This is a genomic window from Streptomyces sp. (assembly GCF_031178505.1).
GTDB classification, from domain to species: Bacteria; Actinomycetota; Actinomycetes; order Streptomycetales; family Streptomycetaceae; genus Streptomyces; species Streptomyces gulbargensis.
Map to the genome: position 1 here is coordinate 12,641 of NZ_JAPSIW010000012.1, position 18,499 is coordinate 31,139.

Sequence of the window (18,499 nt, forward strand, 5' to 3'; positions counted from 1 at the left end):
CCGCGGCTCGGGCCGTGACGCCCGACCATCCCCTTCCCGCCAGGGTCTTGCGCGGCCGCACCGTGCCTCTCTACCCTCCGGGGCGAATGGTTAGGAAAATTTCCTAACGATTGGTCCGGACCTGAAGCGCCCCCGCATCTCCCGTCGCCCGTCCCGGAGTTCGGCGTTCACGCGTCCACGGGGCACGTCACGAAAGGAACGACCACTGCCATGAGGCGAAGCGTCACCTCCCTGCTCGTCGCGGCGGGACTGCTGTCCCTGCCGCTCGTCGGACCGCCCCCGGCGGCCGCCGCCGACACGCTGATCTCCACCGGCAAGCCGGCGACGGCCTCCTCGATCGAGGCGAGCGGGTTCGAACCCGGTCTGTCCGTCGACGCCGACACCACCACCCGGTGGGCCAGCGCCGAGGGGATCGATCCGCAGTGGCTGCGGATCGACCTGGGGTCCAGCCACCTGATCTCCCGCGTGAAGCTCAACTGGGAGGCGGCGTACGCCAGGACGTACCGGATCCAGACCTCCCAGGACGGTGCGAGCTGGACCGACGTCCACACGACCAGCGCGGGCGACGGCGCGATCGACGACCTCGCCGTCTCCGGCACCGGGCGGTACGTCCGGATGTACGGGACGGGCCGCGGCACCCCGTACGGCTACTCGCTCTGGGAGTTCGAGGTCTACGGCTCCCGCGCCCCGGCCGACACCACCGCGCCGACCGCCCCCGGCAGCCTCCGGACGACCTCCACGACCTCCACGAGCGCCGCCCTCGCCTGGAACGCGGCGACGGACGACGTGGGGGTGACGGGTTATCAGGTGTTCCGCAACGGCACCCTGATCGCCTCCCCCTCGGGCACCTCGTACACCGACTCCGGTCTGAGCGCCTCGACGGCCTACACCTACACCGTGAAGGCGCGCGACGCCGCCGGCAACGTGTCGGCCGCGAGCAACGCGCTCTCCGTCACCACCCCGGCCACCGGCACGGGCCCGGCCGTACCCTTCGGCAGTCACCTGAAGCCGTACGCGGCCGGCATGCTGAAGCCCTCGGGCACGCAGGCGGTCCTGGACCAGAAGGTCGTCGACCACTACAAGTCCTGGAAGGCCGCCTTCGTCCGGCAGAACTGCGGCAACGGCTGGTACCAGGTCCACTCGCCCGACGCCGACCACCCCTACGTCGCCGAGGCGCAGGGCTACGGCATGGTCATCACCGCGACCATGGCGGGCGCGGACCCCGACGCCAGGAAGATCTTCGACGGTCTGGTGAAGTGGAAGATCGACCACCCCTCCTCGATCAACCCCCACCTGCTGGCGGCCGAGCAGGACGTGAACTGCCGCAGCGTCAACGGCGGTGACGGCGCCACCGACGGCGACATGGACGTGGCGTACGGGCTGCTGCTCGCGGACAAGCAGTGGGGCAGCTCGGGCACGTACAACTACAAGGACCTCGCGATCAAGCACATCAACGCGATCAAGAAGGACGAGGTCAACCCGGCGACGAACCTGCTCAAGCTCGGCGACTGGAGCAGCTCCGGCGACCAGTACTACTACATCTCCCGCACCTCGGACTGGATGGTCGACCACTTCCGGGCCTTCCGGTCCGCGACCGGGGACGCGGCCTGGGACACGATCCGCACGGCCCACCAGAACCGGATCGCAGGGCTTCAGTCGACGTACTCCCCCGGCACCGGCCTGCTGCCCGACTTCGTGGTGAACACCGACACGACGCCGAAGCCGGCGCCCGGCAAGGTCCTGGAGGACCCGAACGACGGCGCGTACTGGTGGAACGCCTGCCGCACCCCGTGGCGCATCGGGGACGACGCGGTGACCAGCGGTGACGCCGCCTCGCTCACGGCGGCACGGAAGCTCAACACGTGGATCAAGGCGAAGACCGGCGGCGACCCGAACAAGATCGCCATCGGGTACCAGCTCAACGGCACGCAGATCTCCGCGGGCAGCGAGGCGGCCTTCTTCGCCCCCTTCGCGGTGGCGGCGATGACCGACCCGGGCAGCCAGGCGTGGCTGGACGCGCTGTGGAACAAGATGGTGGCGACGCCCGTCGACACCAGCAGCTACTTCTCCGCGAGCATCCAGCTCCAGGTGATGATCACGGCGAGCGGCAACCACTGGGTGCCGTGACCGGGCCTCGGCGTCCGTAGCACCGCCCCCCTTCTTCACGTGCCCACCGGTCCCCCGTCGGACCGGTGGGCACCGCCATGTCCGGATGTGACAGGTAATCGTCATTGCGGCCACCGGGGCCGGCGGGCGAGGGTGGGGTCATGCCTTCAGCCCCCCAGGCGCGCGGTGCGGACCCCGCACCGCGCGCACGTCAGCCGCACCGCGTCGTCGTCGCGGTCTTCCCGGACGTCGACCTGCTCGACGTCACCGGACCGGCCGAGGTCTTCGCGCTGGCCAACCGGGAGACCGGCGGCCTGGCCGGATACCGGGTCCGCCTCGCCGGACCGGCCGCCGGCGCGGTGCGGACGTCGGCGGGGGTGCGCCTGCTCGCCGACCTCACCTTCGAGGAGGTGGGCGCGGACGTCGACACGCTCCTGGTGCCCGGCGCGGTCGACATGGCCGAGGCCGGCCCCGTCGCCCGTGTCGATCCCGTGGTGGTCGACTGGGTACGGAGGACGGCCCCGCACACCCGGCGGGTGGCCTCGGTCTGTGTGGGGGCGCATGTGCTGGCGGCGGCCGGGCTGCTGGACGGGAAGACGGCGACCACCCACTGGTCGACCGCCGCCCAGCTGGCCGCGGACCACCCGCGGGTCACGGTCGACCCGGACCCGATCTTCGTGCGGACCGACCGGGGCCGGCTGTGGACCGGAGCGGGGATCAGCGCCTGCCTCGATCTGGCACTCGCCCTGGTCGCGGAGGACCACGGCGAGGACCTGGCCCTCGCCGTGGCCCGGCAGCTGGTGATGTACCTGAAACGGCAGGGCGGCCAGAGCCAGTTCTCCGTGCCGCTCAGCCGTCCCCCGGCCACCCGCCGGGACATCGACGAGCTGCGGGTGTGGATCGCCGAGCACCTTGACGAGGAGCTGTCCACGGCGTCCCTGGCGGCCCGGATGTGCCTGAGCGAGCGGCACTTCGCACGGGTCTTCACCCAGGAGACCGGGGTCGGTCCGGCCGCGTACGTGGAGTCGGCGCGCGTCGAGGCGGCCCGCAGGCTCCTGGAGACCACCGACTGCCCGCTCGACCGGGTGGCGGCCACGGCGGGGCTCGGTTCGCCCGAGACCCTGCACCGGGCGTTCCGCCGCCGCCTGGGCACCACACCGGCGGCCTACCGCCGCCGGTTCCGTACCCACACCGTCTGATCTCCGCCGGCCGTCACGGTCCGCCGTCCGGCCGGTCCGCACCTCTCCCCGCCCGCGCGTGGCGGTCCTGCCTCCGTCCACCGGGCGGCGCCCGCCGCCCGGCGGTGCCCCGTGCCGTCCCACCCGGGGGCCCGTGTCCCTCGGTTCTCCCTCCCTGCGCATCTCTGTTCCGCGAAAGGTCTCCCCATGAGCAACCAGCAGCCCTCCGCGTCCCTCCGTCAGGTGGTCGGCCTGGACGCCACCCCGCCCCGGCTCGGCGCGTCCGCCCTGGTGATGATCGATTTCCAGAACACGTACCGTTCGGGCGTGATGGCCCTGGAAGGCGCCGAGACGGCCCTCGCGGCCGGCGCGCGTCTGCTGGCGCGCGCCCGGGCCGCCGGCACCCCCGTCGTGCACATCGTCAACGACGGCGGCCAGAACACGCCGTACGACATCCGCGCCCACATCGGCTCCCTCAGCGACGCGGTCGCCCCCGCGGAGGGCGAGGCGGTCGTCGTCAAGCAGTTCCCGAACGCCTTCCACGCCACCGGCCTGGAGAAGACCCTGGTCGGTCTCGGCTTCGCGCCGGGCGGCGGCAAGGACCTCGTGCTGGCCGGGTTCATGACGCACATGTGCGTCGCGTTCACCGCGCAGGGGGCGTTCAACCTCGGATACCGGCCGACGGTCGTCGCGGAGGCCACGGCGACGCGCTCCCTCGCGGCTCCCGACGGCACCGTCGTGCCGGCGGCCACGCTCCACACGGCCGCGCTGACCACGATCACCGATCTGTTCGGCCTGGTCGTCCCGACCGTCGACGGCCTGACGGACTGATCCCGCGGGGCGGCGCCGGGGCGGCGGCGCGGCATCCCGCCGCCGCACCGGCGCGCCCGGCGGAAAAACGGTTGAGGGTCGGCCGCGCCGCCGCTAACGTGCGGCGGGTGACGAGCCCCGAGTCCGACAGAACCGAGCCGCCGGTCGCCCGGCGGCGGACCCACCACCGGTAGTCCACCGGTCCTCCCGGTCGCTTCCCTCCCCCGCGCCGCACGCGCGGTGGAGAGCCCGGTCGTTCCCCTCCCCCGCGCCGCACGCGCGACGGCGGGCGCCGATCGGGCGGGCCCGGCACCGGCTCCGCCTTCCCCGCGACCGGCCACGCGTTCCGCGTGCCCGGCTCCCGCCGCCCTTCCCGGCGGCGGTCTCCTCCGCCCGCCTCCGGCCGGCGGCCGACGACGCCCGGCGCGCGCTTCCCCCGACCGCGTACGCCCGTTCCGGAGCCGTCCCGTGACCCGTCCCTCACGCCGCCACCCCCTGCCCTTCTTCGTCCATGTCCTCGGCCTCGCCGTCTTCGCGCAGGGCACCTCGGAGTTCATGCTGTCCGGCCTGGCGCCGGACATCAGCCGCGATCTGTCCGTCCCGGCGGGAGCCGCCGCGAGTCTCACCTCCGCGTACGCGATCGGGATGATCGTCGGCGCGCCGCTGACGGCCGTGACCGGCACGCGCCGGCCGCGCCTCGCACCGGCCGCCTTCCTCGTCGCGTTCGTCGCGGCCCACGCCGTCGGTGCCCTCACCACCGACTTCGCCGTCCTCTTCTGCACCCGGGTCGTGGCCGCCGTGGCGAACGCCGGGTTCCTGGCGGTCGCCCTGTCCGTGGCGCCGGCCCTCGTCGCTCCGGAGCGGCGCGCCCGCGCGACGGCCGTCCTGCTGTCGGGGGTGACCCTGGCGTGCGTCGCGGGCGTCCCCGCCGGCGCGCTGCTCGGCGAGCGGTACGGCTGGCGGGCCGCCTTCTGGGCGGTGGGCGCGCTGTGCCTCCCCGCGCTGGTCCTCGTCCTCCGGTACGCCCCCGCCGACGCGCCCGTACCGTCACGCGTGCCGGTCCGGCGCGAACTGCGGGTCCTGGGGGCGCGACCGGTCCGGCGTACGCTGCTGCTCGCGGCCCTCACCAACGGCGCGACCTTCGCGACCTTCGCCCATCTCGGTCTGCTCGGCGTCGAGGTGGCCGGGCTTCCGGACGGTGCGGTTCCGGCGCTCCTGGCCGTCTTCGGCGCCGGTTCCTTCCTCGGGGTGACGGCGGCCGGGCGGGCCGGTGAGGAGGCACGGCGGCGGGGACTGCTCGTGTCGCTCTGCCTGCTGCCGCCCGCGTGGGCGGCGCTGGCGGTGGCCGGCGTCCGCGCGGTGCCGCTGTTCGTGCTGGCGCCGGTGCTGGGCGGCCTGTCCTTCGGCGCCGGGTCGGCCCTGGTGGGCCGGATCCTGTCGCTGACGACCCGGGCCCCGGCGCTGGGCGGCGCGTCCGCCACGGTGGCGCTGAACGCGGGCGCCTTCGCCGGTCCGCTGCTCGCCGCGGCGGCGGCCGGCGCGACGGGGGACCACCGGGCCGCCGTCCGGACGAGCGCGGTCCTCGCCGTCCTGGCCCTGGCGGCCGCGGCGGCGTCCGCGCGGGCGGGCCGCACGGCGTCCGCGTCCGGGGACGCCCGTCCCTGAGCCGCCCGAGCCGTACCCGCGGCCGGGCCCGGGGCGGCGGCCTCCTCGCGGACTCGGCAGACGACCGGGATTGCATGACCATGCGAGATGATGCATACTCTTCCCATGTCCAAGGTCCTCACCTCCCTTCCGGCCGGCGAGCGCGTCGGCATCGCCTTCTCGGGCGGCCTCGACACCTCGGTGGCGGTCGCGTGGATGCGCGACAAGGGCGCCGTCCCCTGCACCTACACCGCCGACATCGGCCAGTACGACGAGCCCGACATCGCCTCGGTGCCCGGCCGCGCCAAGACGTACGGCGCCGAGATCGCGCGTCTGGTCGACTGCCGAGCGGCGCTCGTCGAGGAGGGCCTGGCCGCGCTCGCGTGCGGGGCGTTCCACATCCGCTCGGGCGGTCGCGCCTACTTCAACACCACCCCCCTCGGCCGCGCCGTGACCGGCACGCTGCTGGTCCGGGCGATGATGGAGGACGACGTCCAGATCTGGGGCGACGGCTCGACCTTCAAGGGCAACGACATCGAGCGGTTCTACCGCTACGGCCTGCTGGCCAATCCGCACCTGCGGATCTACAAGCCGTGGCTGGACGCCGACTTCGTGACCGAGCTCGGCGGCCGCAAGGAGATGTCGGAGTGGCTCCTCGCCCACGGCCTCCCCTACCGGGACAGCACGGAGAAGGCGTACTCCACCGACGCCAACATCTGGGGCGCCACCCACGAGGCCAAGACGCTGGAGCACCTGGACACGGGTGTGGAGACCGTCGAGCCGATCATGGGCGTGCGGTTCTGGGACCCGTCGGTCGAAATCCCGGCCGAGGACGTGACGATCGGTTTCGCGCAGGGCCGCCCGGTGTCGATCAACGGCAAGGAGTTCCCCTCCGCCGTCGACCTGGTGATGGAGGCCAACGCCATCGGCGGCCGGCACGGCATGGGCATGTCCGACCAGATCGAGAACCGGATCATCGAGGCCAAGAGCCGGGGCATCTACGAGGCGCCGGGCATGGCCCTGCTGCACGCCGCGTACGAGCGGCTCGTCAACGCCATCCACAACGAGGACACCCTCGCCCAGTACCACACCGAGGGCCGGCGCCTCGGGCGGCTGATGTACGAGGGCCGCTGGCTGGACCCGCAGGCCCTGATGGTCCGTGAGTCCCTGCAGCGGTGGGTGGGCGCGGCCGTCACCGGCGAGGTGACGCTGCGGCTGCGGCGCGGTGAGGACTACTCGATCCTCGACACCACGGGTCCGGCGTTCAGCTACCACCCGGACAAGCTGTCCATGGAGCGCACCGAGGACTCGGCGTTCGGCCCGGTGGACCGGATCGGTCAGCTGACCATGCGGAACCTGGACATCGCCGACTCCCGCGCCAAGCTGGAGCAGTACGCCGGCATGGGCCTGCTCGGCACCGCCGACCCGGCGATCGGGGCCGCGCAGGCCGCCGCGACCGGTCTCATCGGCACCATGCCCGAGGGCGGCGCCGAGGCCATCGCCTCCCGGGGCGAGGGCTCCGGCGACGACGAGATGCTGGACCGCGCGGCGATGGAGTTCGGCACGGACTGACCCCGTACCGGCGGTGCCGAAGGCCGGCCCGGCGCGCGACGCGCCTGGCCGGCCTTCGGCGTACGGGGGGCCGCGGCCTTCCCCTGCCCCGGGGCGGGTGGGGTCAGCCGGCGGTGGGGGTCCAGTCGCCGAGCCAGTCGGCGATCTCCTGGTCGGCCGCCTGCGCGTCGGTCAGGTGCGGCCTCTCCGAGCCCGCCGGGCCGGCGCCGGGACCGGTGTTGCGGTACTCGGCGAAGCGGTCGTCCTTCCAGGAGAAGCCGCCCATGTCGGTCCACGGGGCGGGCCGGACGGCCGCGCTCAGGACGCTGTCGCGGACCGTGGCCTGCGGGTCGAGCGTCGCGTCCCCGCCGGCGTGCCAGGGCCGGCCGAGGAAGAAGCTCCCGGCGCTCACGTCGCCGTTGACGGTCGAGCGGGTGATCAGGAAGCCCTTGCGCCCGGCCGGGGTGCTCGGCGCCGTCACGTAGCCGGCCGAGGTGCCGTCCCAGCGCTTCTTCAGGGTGAGGACGGAGCGGTCGATGACGGCCGTGGCGCGGCCGAAGACGAAGTCGACGTTGCCGATGACGTAGGAGTTGGTGAGGCGGACGCGGCCGAGCCGGTCCTTGGCGGCCGTGTCCAGCAGGAGGGTGTCCTGGTCACCGCTGATGATCAGTCCGTCGAGGAGGACCCGGTCGGCGGCGGTCCGCAGGGCGACGGCCTGGTGGCCGGTGATGTGCTGGTTCCTCGCCTCGTCGAAGTCGTTGGCGACGGTGAGGTTGCGGGCCTGGAAGTCGTCGGCCTCGACGGCGAGGGTGGCGCTGCCGCCGGTGCCGTACGTGCCCGAACCGTCGGGCCTGGGCGTGCCGGAGGCGCGGCCCTCGACGAGGACGGTGTCCTTCCGGCTCGCGCCCAGGCCCTGGATCGTGACGTGCGGCTTGTTCGACGGGACCTTCACCGCCTCCCGGTACGTGCCGGGCTTCACCTGGATCACGACCCGGGAGGAGTTGCCGGCGGGTACGGCGTCGACGGCCTTCTGGACGCTGGTGAACTGGCCGCTGCCGTCCTTGGCCACGGTCAGCGTACGGGTGGCGGCGGCGGCTCGTGCGGTGCCGAGCGTGCCCCGGGGTCCGGCGCCCGCCTTGACGATCGCGGGCACGTCGGCCGCGGCGTCGAGGGTGTACGGGTAGAAACGGCGGGGGTCGAAGGCCGTGCCGCCGCTCTCGTTGCGCCCCTTGGTCCCGGAGAAGACGTTCCCGCGCTGGACGAGGGAGGCCGTGGCGTCCTTGACGACGGGGTTGGTGACGCCCTGGAAGTAGCTGTTCTCCAGGACCATCGCGGTCCGGCCCCGGGCGTAGTTGCCGTAGGCGGAGGTGATGGCCGTCCCCGGGTCGTCCTGGAGGTAGTTGTTGTAGAGGTGGGCGTGGGCGGCGTTGTCGGTGGACGGGTTGCGCTGCTCGGTCTCGCGGAACCAGTTGTGGTGGATCGTCAGGTCGGCGGTGGTGTTTTCGGTCCACCCGATGCCGAAGGTCTTGTTGTTGTTGCCGAGCCGGTTCCAGGACACGGTGACGTACGAGGTGTCCTTGCGGCTGTCGATCAGGCCGTCGGCCATGTGGCGCAGGTCGTTGTGGTCGATCCACACGTGGTGGGCGCCGTCCATCTGGACGGCGTCGAAGTCGTGGTCCTTGTCGTTCCACACGCCCTGGTAGGCGTCCCGGATCGTCAGGTTCCGGATGATCACGTTGTGGACGCCGGGTCCGAGGAAGAAGCCGCCGCCGACGATGTGGCCCGACGTGCCGGAGCCGATGATCGTCTTGTCGGAGGCGACCTTGATCTCCTTGCCGACCGGGGTCACCGGGATGGTGCCTGCGACGACGATGACGTGCGGCCCGGCGGCGGTGGCGTACTTCTCCAGGTCGGCGAGAGTGCGGACGGTGACGACCGGGCCGCCGCGCCCCCCGTACGTGCCCTTCTGTCCCAGGGCGTCGACGGAGGCGAAGCCGTCGGCGGCCTCCTCCGCCCAGGCGGGGGCGGCGGCCCCGGCGGTGGGCCGGGCGTCCTCGCCGAACATTCCGAACGCGGTTCCGTAGGCCAGCGCCCCGGCCGCCGCGAGCGCCACGGGTATCCCGGCCGCCAGGGCCGTCCTGCGCCTGCGGTGCCTCGCTCCGCCGTGTGTCCGGTTCACGTCGTGCTTCCTTCCGTACGTGGGGGGTCCGCCGCCCCGGGGAGGGGGCGATCGGTGAACAGTCGGTGGTCGCCGCCGGACGCCGAAAGGTTGCCGCCGGCGCCGGACTTCCCGGCACAGGGGCTCCACCGTGGGCCGGTCCGGGCGGCCCGCCGGGCCGGTGGCGGGCTGTTCCTGGAACTGCTCGCGCGGGCCGACGCCTCGTCCGACCCCGACGCGGGACTGCGGCGTGCCCTGCCGAAGGCGCTGGTACGGCTGCACGGCGATCCGGAAGCGGTCCTCGCGGTGCTGCGCGGGCGGCTCGCCGTGGAGGACGACCCGGCGGCGCTGCGGGCCGTGGTGGCGGCCCTGGGCGAACTCGCCGCACGGCGCGCCGGATCCGCGGCGGCGCTCGCGGCCGTGGACGTCCTGACCACGCTCCTGACTCCGGCCGGCGCCGGTCCCGGCGCGGGACACGCGGCCGGTGCCGGGCCTGCGGGCCGTGTCCGGCGTGCTCACCGGCGAGCAGCCGGGGACACACCGGTACCAGGCGCTCGAACTCGTCGGCCGCATGGGGGCGGAGGCCGCGGCGCTCCTGCCGGAGCTGCGCCGCCTGGTGGCCGCGCCGGAGGAGTGCGGCGGCTGGTCGGCCGGAGGTCTGGCGGTCGCCCTGTGGCGGGCGGGGGTGACGTGGCGGAGTCCCTGCCGGTCCTGTCGTGGGCGTGGGAGGAGCACGACGACAACCGTCCCGGGGTGGCGGTGGCCTGGGCCGAGATGGGGCCGGCCGCCGCGTCCGCGGTTCGCGTGCTGCGCCGTGAGGTCGCCGCCGTCCGGCGCCACAACGACACCGGTGGCACAAGGCGGATGCGCTACCACTGCGCGGGCGACGAACTCCTGCTGGCGCGCGCCCGGACGGCCCTGGAGGCGTGCGGGGCGCGGGCGCCGGGGGCGGCCGTCCTGGGTTCCCGCACGCGTGCCTGCTGAGTACGCGTGCTCATGTCCGGGCGGTGCGCCGCCGGAAGCATGAGGGGTGTCAGCGTTCCGTCCTCGGGATCAGGGGGCTCCTCGTGCTCAGTCGTCTCGCCGCCCATGTCGTGCCGTTCTTCGGGCGGTTGACCGTGACCACGGACCCGGAGGCCCGGGTCGAGCCGGGCAGCATCCTGGTCGTGAACCACACCTCCCTGGCCGATCCGGCGCTCGTCCTGGCCGCGCTGCGCCGGCGGATGGCCGTCGAGCCGGTGGTGCTGGCCACGGCGGGGCTGTGGCGGATCCCCGGTCTGGGGCGGGCGCTGTCGCGGGAGGGGCACGTGCCGGTGCACCGGGGATCGGCGCGGGCGGCGGCCGCCCTGGACCACGCCGCGGTCGCCCTCGCCTCGGGCCGGCCCGTGATGCTGTACGCGGAGGGGCGGATCCCGCCGCGCCGTGACGCCGGGGAGAAGCCGCCGGAGCCGTTCCGTACCGGACTGGCCCGGCTCGCGGCCGTCACGGGGGCGCCGGTCGTCCCCGTCGGACAGGCCGGTGCCCGGCGGATCACGTCCGGCGGGCGGGCCAAGCAGATCGCCGGGGTCCTCACGGCCCCGGTCCGCCGGCCCGGTCTGCATGTGCACATCGGCACGCCGCTGCGGCTGCCGGCCGACGTCACCGCCGCGACCGCCCTGGCGCACGGGGCGGTGACCGAGGCGTGGCGGACGGCGGCGCGGGCCCTCGGCGAACCGGCGGCCTTCGCCGGAAGTCCCGACCCGGCCGCCGTGACCCGCCGTTCGGCGGGGCGGCGCCGCCCCGAGTCCCAGAGGGTCTGAGCCGGCCGCGTACGGACGCCCCAGGGCCCGGCCGGCTCAGAAGACCGACAGGCCGGTGATGGTGGTGAAACGGTCGAGCGCGGCGACGCCCGCGACCGAGTTGCCACGGCTGTCGAGTCCCGGGCTCCAGACGCAGAGCGTGCACCGGCCGGGGACGACGGCCACCACGGCGCCGCCGACGCCGCTCTTGCCGGGCAGGCCCACCCGGTAGGCGAAGTCGCCGGCCGCGTCGTACGTGCCGCAGGTGAGCATCACGGCGTTGACCTGCTTGGCCTGGCTGCGGGTCAGCAGCCGGCTGCCGTCGGCGCGGACGCCGTGGCGGGCGAGGAAGCCGGTGGCGAGGGCGAGATCGGCGCAGGAGGCTTCCAGGGAGCACTGGCGGAAGTACTCGCGGAGCAGGTCGGGGACGGGGCCGGTGATGTTGCCGTACGAGGCCATGAAGTGGGCGAGGGCGGCGTTGCGGTCGCCGTGGGCGGCCTCGGAGCCGGCGACCTCGGGGTCGAAGTCGAGCCCGGGGTTGCCGCTCTCGGCGCGCAGGAAGTCGAGGAGGCTGCCGGAGGCGTCACCGGTGAGCCGCTGGAGCCGGTCGGTGACGACGAGGGCTCCCGCGTTGATGAAGGGGTTGCGGGGGATGCCGTTCTCGTACTCCAGCTGGACCAGGGAGTTGAAGGGGTCGCCGGAGGGCTCGCGGCCGACGTGGGCCCAGAGCGCGTCGCCCTCTCCGGCGAGGGCGAGCGCGAGGGTGAAGACCTTGGTGACGGACTGGGTGGAGAAGGGGTGCTGCCAGTCGCCCACCCCGTACACCGTGCCGTCGAGTTCCGCCACGGCCATGCCGAAGCGGGCCGGGTCGCCGGCCGCGAGGGCGGGGATGTAGTCGGCGGGCCGGCCGCGCTCGGTGAGTCCGGCGATCTCCTCGGCGATCCGGTCGAGGACGGGCCGGAAGGAGTGGGTGTCGCTCACGCGCCGCCGTCCCGGGCGTCGGCGTCCCCGGCGCGGAGAGCGGCGGCCAGGCCGAGGTCTCCCCCGGCCGGCACGGCGAAGTAGCGGGCCACGTCGGCGTCGGTGACCTCGGTGAGCTTCGCCGGGGACCAGCGCGGGTCGCGGTCCTTGTCGACCACCTGGGCCCGGATGCCCTCGACGAGGTCGGCGGTGGCCAGGGCGGCGCAGGAGACGCGGTACTCCAGGTCGAGGACCTCCTCCAGGGTGGCCAGGGTCCGGGCGCGGCGGAGGGTGGCGAGGGTGGCCTTGAGGGCGGTGGGCGACTTGGCGAGGAGGGTGGTCGCCGTCTCCTTCGCGGCGGGTTCCCCGGTCTCGAAGAGGCGGTCGACGATCTCCTCGACGGTCGGCGCCGCGTAGCAGTGGTCGATCCAGGCCCGCCGGTCGGCGAGGACCCCGGGGGCGGGGGGCTCGGCGTGCCGGGCGACGGCCTCGTCGGCCGGGAGCCGGGTGAGGTCCCCGGCGAGGGCGGGCAGCCGTTCGGCGGGGACGTGGTGGTCGGCGAGGCCGGTGAGGAGGGCGTCGGCGGCGCCGACGGGGGTTCCGGTGAGGGCGAGGTGGGTGCCGAGTTCGCCGGGGGCACGGCCGAGGAGGCGGGTGCCGCCGACGTCGGGGACGAAGCCGATGCCGGTCTCGGGCATGGCCACGCGCGAGCGGTCGGTGACGACGCGGACGGAGCCGTGCGCGGAGACGCCGACGCCGCCGCCCATGACGATGCCGTCCATGAGGGCCACGTACGGCTTGGGGTAGCGGGCGATACGGGCGTTGAGCCGGTACTCGTCACGCCAGAAGGCGGCGGAGGCGGAGCCCCCCGCGCGGGCGTCGTCATGGATGGCGCGGATGTCTCCGCCGGCGCAGAGGCCGCGCTCGCCGGCGCCCTCGATGACGACGGTGGTGACGGCGGGGTCGTCCGCCCAGGCGGTCAGGGCGTGGTCGACGGCGAGGACCATGGCGTGGGTGAGGGCGTTGAGGGCGCGGGGGCGGTTCAGGGTGACGAACCCCGCCCGGCCCTCCGTCCGGAGGAGCACGTCAGGAGTTCCGGTCGGCACGTTCACTGGGTCCCTTCCCGTGGCGCGGGTCGCTCTCGGGGGCCACCGTACCGGCGGTGGCGGGCGCCCCGGGACACGGGGGGTGGGGCAGGAGGACGGGAAGGCCCATCCGCTTCTCGCGGATCCTGATCGCCCGGTGCGCGGCCGGTGAGGGCCGCTGCTCCGCGCCTCACGCGCGTCCTTCCCGTCCCCTTCATGGAACCACCGCACGCCGTGGGGCGCGAGCGCCGGCGGGGCGCTCGCGCCCCTGGTGGCGGGGCGTCTCAGGCGGGCAGCAGGTCCCGCAGACCGGGGACGCGGCGCGGGGCGGAGAGACGGAGCTCGATGATGTCCCGGACGGTGGGCCACTCCTCGTCGAGGATCGAGTAGAAGGCCGTGTCCCGGACGGCGCCGTCGAGCCCCCGCGAATGCGCCCGGCGGACACCCTCGCAGGTGGCGCCGAGCCGTTCGATCGCGATGCGGGAGCGGGTGTTGCGGGCGTCCGCGCGCAGCGTGATCCGGCGCACCCCCCACGACTCGAAGGCGTGCCGCAGCATGAGGAGTTTGGCCTCGCTGTTGATGCCGGTGCCCCGGGCGTCACCGGAGATCCAGGTGTTGCCGATCTCGGCGGCGTCCGGGACGGCGGTGAGGGGGTCGCCGTGGGGCGTACCGGGGACGGGAGGCCAGACGAGCGGGCCTCTCCAGTAGTCGAGTTCGAGGAAGCGTGTGGAGCCGATGACCCGGTCGTCGGCCGTACTCACCAGGGCGAACGGCAGGCAGCGGCCCGCCGCCTGATCGGTGAGGGCACGGGCGATGTAGTCGAGCGCCGACTCCAGGCCGTCGGGAACGGGAGTGAAGGCGTACGCCGATCGGTCCGCCCCGCCGGCCCGGGCGAGGGCTTCGGCGTGCCGCATCGCCAGCGGCTCCAGGCGCACGGAGCGCCCGGTCAGGAGAACAGGTACTGGCACGGAACCTCGGGTCTTTCACGGGCAGGGAGCTTCTGCCGCGGTTGCGCCGCGGCAGCAGCTGGGGGGAGGTTCTCGCCGGGTGCCGAGCACGTCGTGGGAAGCACAAACGCGCAGGTGGAACGGTTCGTCACCAGGTGCGAGGAGGAACAGTATGCAGCCACAACCGCTCGGAGAACAGAACCCCGGGAGAACCCGCGTCCACGCACGGGTGAAGGCTGCCGCGCGGGCGCTCCTCGCGGTCTCAGCGGGCGGACATCGCAGCCCGCCAGTCGGACGGCCCGTCCCGCCCCGCACCGGCCCGGCCCGCCCCGGGTGCGGCTCAGGCGCAGGTCAGGGGCGGGCGGGTGCGGGTCAGACGCAGGTGGCGTGGCCCCAGCCGTCGGCGTTCTTCGCGATGGTCTCGCCCTTGTCGTAGGCGCGGCCGCACCGGCAGCGGCCGGGGAACTTCGCCTTGAGGGTGCCGCCGGACGGGCGACCGCGGCGCGCGGGGCCGCCGCCGGTGCCGGAGGCGCTCCCGCGGGGCGCGGAGGAGCGCGTCCGGGGTGCCGGGGGGCGCGTTCCCGGTTCGGCGGGCGGGAGTTCGGCGCCGGTGGCCGAGCCGATGGCCTCCTGCGTACGGGCCGTGTGGCTGGCCGCGCGGTCGGCGGCGTCGTTCAGGGGGTCGCCGTCCACCTGGTGGGCGGGGGTGTACACGAAGTCGATGTCACGGCCGGTGAGCAGGGCGTCGATCCGGACGACGAGGTCCTTGTTGGCGACGGGTGTGCCCGCCGCCGTCTTCCAGCCCTTGCGGCGCCAGCCGGGCAGCCAGGTCGTGACGGCCTTCATGGCGTACTGGGAGTCCATGCGGACCTCGGCGGGGACGGCCGGATCGAGCGCTTCGAGCAGGCGTTCCAGGGCCGTCAGCTCGGCCACGTTGTTGGTGGCGCGGCCCAGCGGGCCGGCCTCCCAGCGCTCGACGCCGCCGTCGGCACGGCCGATGACCCAGGCCCATGCGGCCGGTCCGGGGTTTCCCTTCGACGCGCCGTCGCACGCCGCGATGATCTTCTGCACCATCCCACGATCCTGACACGGCCGTGAGGGGGGTCCGGACCTCCCCCGGGCCGCCGGGCCGCCCTCCCGCCGGAGCGGGAGGGCGGGCACGGTCAGAAGGCGCCGTAGTTGACCTGCCAGGTGGGCAGGCCCATGTGCCGCCAGAGGGCCACGACGCGGTCCCGGTCGTCGAGGGAGACGCGGACGGCGTAGCGGTCCCTTATGTGGGCGTCGAACAGTTCCGCCTTCACGATGTCGTCGCCGCGCCCGTCGCCGGCGGCCCGCATCCACAGTTCGTCGTACGGGACCTCGTGGCGGGCGAGCCAGGCCTCGGTGACGGGCCGGTGGTCCTCGCTCCGCCCCGAGAGCAGCACGATCCGGTCGCGCTCGCTGTGCCGGAAGGCGCGCAGGGCGTCGCGCACGGGCGGGTTGAGGAGGTCCTCGCCGCAGCGGGCGAAGTCGTACGGTCCCCGGTCGCCGCGCAGGGCGAGGGTGCCGTCGATGTCGCAGAGGACGGCGGAGGGCAGGGCGGGGTCCGGCACGTAGGGCAGGGCGGCGGGGCGGTCGTTGAGCCAGTCGTCGGTGAGGCGCCAGCCGCCGCGGGTGGCCTTGGCGTGCTTGTCGGCGAGCAGGCGGATGATCTCCTCGCCGACCGGGCGCTCCCGGGCGGCGTCGCGCCGCAGGCACTCCTCGACGGGCACGGTGGTGAAGTCGTGGACGACGAAGGTGGCCGAGCGGCCGGCGACGGCCGCCTTGAGGCGCTTGGGGATGTGCGGGGTGAGGTGGGTGTTGTCGACGACGACGTCGAAGCCGTCGTCGAGGGCGGCACGGACGGCGGCGTCCTGGATCCCGAGCACGGTCTGCTCGTGGGCGTGGGAGCGGTCCCGGCCGGCCTCGGGCCGGTCGAGCATGGCGCGCAGGTCGTCGAGGTTGACGCGCCGCATCCGGCCCTCGGAGGCCTCCTGGAGCGCGCGGGCCGCGGTGGTCTTGCCCGAGGCGGGCAGTCCGGTCATGACGTGGACGACGGGCACGGTCAGTTCTCCTCGTCGCGGGCGAAGGGGTCGGTGGCCTCGGGGCGGAGCTGCCGCCAGACGAGGAGGTCGGTGCGGCGCCCGTCGAGGCGCAGGAAGACGGCGGCGCGCAGGCCGCGGTCGGTGAGACCGGCGGCGGCGCGGGCGAACGCGGCCCGGTCGCCGGCGAGGTGGGCGAGGCGGGCGAAGGCCTCGTCCACGGCCCGCTCGCGGCGGGCCGCGGCCTCTTCGAGGCGGGCGGCGACGGAGCGGACCCAGGCGTCGAACTCGTCGGGGACCTGTTCGAGGAGCGCGTCGAGGGGCTTGCCGCCGTGCGCCTCCACCTCGGCGACGGCGCAGCCGATCCCCTTGGCCACCTCGGCGGCGGGCAGTCCGGCGAAGCGCTGGATGCCGTGGCCGCGCCAGATGTCCCGCTCGGTCACGCCGGTGAGCACCTTGTGGAGGCGTACGTACTCGGGCAGCTTGGCCTTGGCGCGCAGCCCGGAGGCGAAGCGGAGGACGAAGCCCTCGGCGTCGGTGCCGGTGGCGCGCCGGCCGCCGGGGAGCGTGTCGGACTCGGTGAGGGCGATCAGCTCGGCGAGGCCGGTGACGGGCCAGGTGCGGACGACCGAGCCCAGCGGGCCCCAGCCGGCCGCGGCCTCGGCGGGCGGGATCTCGGTGCCGTCGGCGGCGAAGGCGCCGAGGAGGACCAGGTCGCGCCGCTCGCCGTAGTTCACGACGATCCGGTTCTCGGGGTAGAGGATCTCGGCGAGGTAGGTGACGCCGGGGGTGAGCCCGCCGGTGTCGGCGGCGTCCAGGCGGCGCTGGGCCCAGGTGGCCTGCGTGCTGGTGAAGGAGCCCTTGGAGGCGGCGCGCCAGCGGCCCGCGTAGTGGAAGACCACGGCGAGGCTGCCGTCGACCTTGTCGTACACCTCGAACGGCTCGTCGGGCAGCGGCGGCGCGTAGGGGCGGCCCTCGGCGTGCTCGGAGACGTTGAAGAACTTGGGGAAGGGCAGCGCGACGATCCGTCCGCCGTCGTCGGCGACGAGGCCGCGGCAGCGGGTGGTGGCGGTGTTCCAGTGCTGGGCGTACTGGCAGGCGCGTGTGTAGGTGTAGATCGACAGCGGCAGCTCGGGGTGCGCCTTGCGGGTGACGTGTCCGTCCGCGAGGGCGGCCGTCAGCTCGTGGGGCGGTATGAGGTCGTGCAGAGTCAGGGTCGCCTGGCTCATGGGGGTCCCTCCCGTGGTTCGTTGATCCATTCTGCGGACGGGGCGGGCGCGGGGACACCGATTTATCCGGGCGGGGGCGGTACGGTGCGGCGCCCGGGCTCCCCCCTCCCCGGTGTGCGGGCGGCGCCCCGTAGACTCGCCGTCTCCCCGTCGGTGACGGCACCGACCCGGCTGAAGGAAGCGGACTTCATGAACCACGCGGACGGCACCGCACCGATCTACGCCCAGCTCATACGCGAGCGGGGAGATGTTCCGGGTGACGTCCGGCAGGTCGCCGAGGAAGTGCTGCGGGACCTCAGCCGCGTGATCCAGGTGCCCCCGGCGGCGGGTCCGGGCGGGCCCGCGGGCCCGGCGGGGGCCATGGGGCAGGGGGGTCCGATGCACCAGGGCGGTCCGATGCACCAGGGTGGACCGACGGGTCAGGGCGGCCCGATGGGCCCGGGCGCGGGCATGGGTCACGGTGGGGGCCCGGGGGCGGGCCACTCCGGTGTCGTCGCGGCCCACCGCGCGATCCGCTAGCCGGTCCCCCTCGGTCGGGACGCGGCCCGTCGTCGCTTCTCCGGACGGGTGTCGGCGGCATGCGCCATGCCGGCTGTTCCCCCACCCGGGCCCGGAGCACCTGTTCACGGAGCGCGGCGGGGCGTCGTTCGCGCCGCCCGAGGCGTACGCGTTCTGTCCGGAGCGGATCCTGGCTTTCCTGGAGCGCTCCGACCAGGACGCGGCCGGCAGCGCGTAAGGCTCCGTCGCTCCCCCGGCGTCCTGGTGCGGTGCCGTCGCCGCACGAGGCGCCTCGGGCCGGGTCGGCCGATCGGTGGACACCGGTGTCGTCCCGCCGGCGGACCGGTGGGCGGTGGTGGCGGGCGGAGGATCGGGACAGGGCGCGGAGCCCGGCCGTCCCCCGGGGCGCCGGCCGCGCGTGGTCCCGACCGAGGAGTCCGACATGACGAAGTCCCGCCGTTCCTCCCGTACCGCCCGGGTCCTGCTGCCCGGCGC

The 18,499-nt window shown here is 74.5% G+C and carries 16 protein-coding genes; 9 read left to right on the plus strand and 7 right to left on the minus strand.

Annotated elements, in window-relative coordinates; translation table 11 throughout:
* Positions 1-210: 210 nt before the first annotated feature.
* The 5 genes from RIF68_RS02625 to argG all read left to right on the plus strand — a co-directional run bounded on the left by RIF68_RS02625 (position 211) and on the right by argG (position 7,310).
* Positions 211-2,127 (plus strand): glycosyl hydrolase family 8, encoded by a 1,917-nt coding sequence (locus tag RIF68_RS02625; protein ID WP_309049446.1) that lies wholly within the window; start codon positions 211-213, stop codon positions 2,125-2,127.
* Positions 2,128-2,267: 140 nt separating this feature from the next.
* Positions 2,268-3,305 (plus strand): GlxA family transcriptional regulator, encoded by a 1,038-nt coding sequence (locus RIF68_RS02630; protein WP_309049447.1) that lies wholly within the window; start codon positions 2,268-2,270, stop codon positions 3,303-3,305.
* Positions 3,306-3,491: 186 nt separating this feature from the next.
* On the plus strand, positions 3,492-4,115 hold the full coding sequence (locus RIF68_RS02635; protein WP_309049448.1) for an isochorismatase family protein: 624 nt from the start codon (positions 3,492-3,494) through the stop codon (positions 4,113-4,115).
* A gap of 447 nt (positions 4,116-4,562) precedes the next feature.
* Entirely contained in the window at positions 4,563-5,759 is a 1,197-nt protein-coding gene (locus RIF68_RS02640) for a Cmx/CmrA family chloramphenicol efflux MFS transporter (protein WP_309049449.1), read from the plus strand.
* 105 nt (positions 5,760-5,864) lie between these two features.
* Positions 5,865-7,310, plus strand: coding sequence for an argininosuccinate synthase (gene argG / locus RIF68_RS02645; RefSeq protein ID WP_309049450.1), 1,446 nt, complete (start codon positions 5,865-5,867; stop codon positions 7,308-7,310).
* Positions 7,311-7,413: 103 nt separating this feature from the next.
* On the opposite strand, the gene RIF68_RS02650 is transcribed toward argG, so the two are convergent.
* Positions 7,414-9,354 carry a pectinesterase family protein gene (locus RIF68_RS02650; RefSeq protein ID WP_375165111.1) on the minus strand — a complete coding sequence of 647 codons (1,941 nt, stop codon included), beginning with the start codon at positions 9,352-9,354 and terminating at the stop codon, positions 7,414-7,416.
* Positions 9,355-9,522: 168 nt separating this feature from the next.
* Here RIF68_RS02650 and RIF68_RS02655 point away from each other — a divergent pair, with 168 nt between their 5' ends.
* The gene (locus tag RIF68_RS02655; RefSeq protein ID WP_309049452.1) at positions 9,523-10,431 is read left to right on the plus strand and encodes a hypothetical protein; all 909 of its coding nucleotides are present in this window, start codon (positions 9,523-9,525) and stop codon (positions 10,429-10,431) included.
* Positions 10,432-10,514: 83 nt separating this feature from the next.
* The gene (locus RIF68_RS02660; protein ID WP_309049453.1) at positions 10,515-11,246 is read left to right on the plus strand and encodes a lysophospholipid acyltransferase family protein; all 732 of its coding nucleotides are present in this window, start codon (positions 10,515-10,517) and stop codon (positions 11,244-11,246) included.
* A 36-nt stretch (positions 11,247-11,282) separates the two neighbouring features.
* Here the strand turns inward: RIF68_RS02660 and RIF68_RS02665 are convergent, their stop codons facing one another.
* The 6 genes from RIF68_RS02665 to RIF68_RS02690 all read right to left on the minus strand — a co-directional run bounded on the left by RIF68_RS02665 (position 11,283) and on the right by RIF68_RS02690 (position 17,506).
* A complete protein-coding gene (locus RIF68_RS02665; protein ID WP_309049454.1) occupies positions 11,283-12,206 on the minus strand; it encodes a glutaminase in 924 nt (307 codons plus the stop codon).
* Complete coding sequence (locus RIF68_RS02670; protein WP_309049455.1) at positions 12,203-13,270, minus strand: enoyl-CoA hydratase/isomerase family protein; 1,068 nt, start codon at positions 13,268-13,270, stop codon at positions 12,203-12,205. Before RIF68_RS02670 ends, RIF68_RS02665 begins: the two co-directional genes overlap by 4 nt.
* Before the next feature lie 284 nt (positions 13,271-13,554).
* Positions 13,555-14,238 (minus strand): GNAT family protein, encoded by a 684-nt coding sequence (locus RIF68_RS02675; protein ID WP_309049456.1) that lies wholly within the window; start codon positions 14,236-14,238, stop codon positions 13,555-13,557.
* A gap of 351 nt (positions 14,239-14,589) precedes the next feature.
* Positions 14,590-15,291 (minus strand): ribonuclease H, encoded by a 702-nt coding sequence (locus RIF68_RS02680; protein WP_309049457.1) that lies wholly within the window; start codon positions 15,289-15,291, stop codon positions 14,590-14,592.
* An 89-nt stretch (positions 15,292-15,380) separates the two neighbouring features.
* On the minus strand, positions 15,381-16,298 hold the full coding sequence (locus RIF68_RS02685; RefSeq protein ID WP_309049458.1) for an AAA family ATPase: 918 nt from the start codon (positions 16,296-16,298) through the stop codon (positions 15,381-15,383).
* 2 nt (positions 16,299-16,300) lie between these two features.
* On the minus strand, positions 16,301-17,506 hold the full coding sequence (locus tag RIF68_RS02690; protein WP_309049459.1) for an RNA ligase: 1,206 nt from the start codon (positions 17,504-17,506) through the stop codon (positions 16,301-16,303).
* A gap of 189 nt (positions 17,507-17,695) precedes the next feature.
* On the opposite strand from RIF68_RS02690, the gene RIF68_RS02695 reads away from it, so the two are divergent.
* A complete protein-coding gene (locus RIF68_RS02695; protein ID WP_309049460.1) occupies positions 17,696-18,025 on the plus strand; it encodes a hypothetical protein in 330 nt (109 codons plus the stop codon).
* 292 nt (positions 18,026-18,317) lie between these two features.
* Positions 18,318-18,499, plus strand: a 182-nt coding sequence (locus RIF68_RS02700) for a hypothetical protein (protein ID WP_309049461.1), incomplete at its 3' end; no start/stop codon positions are given.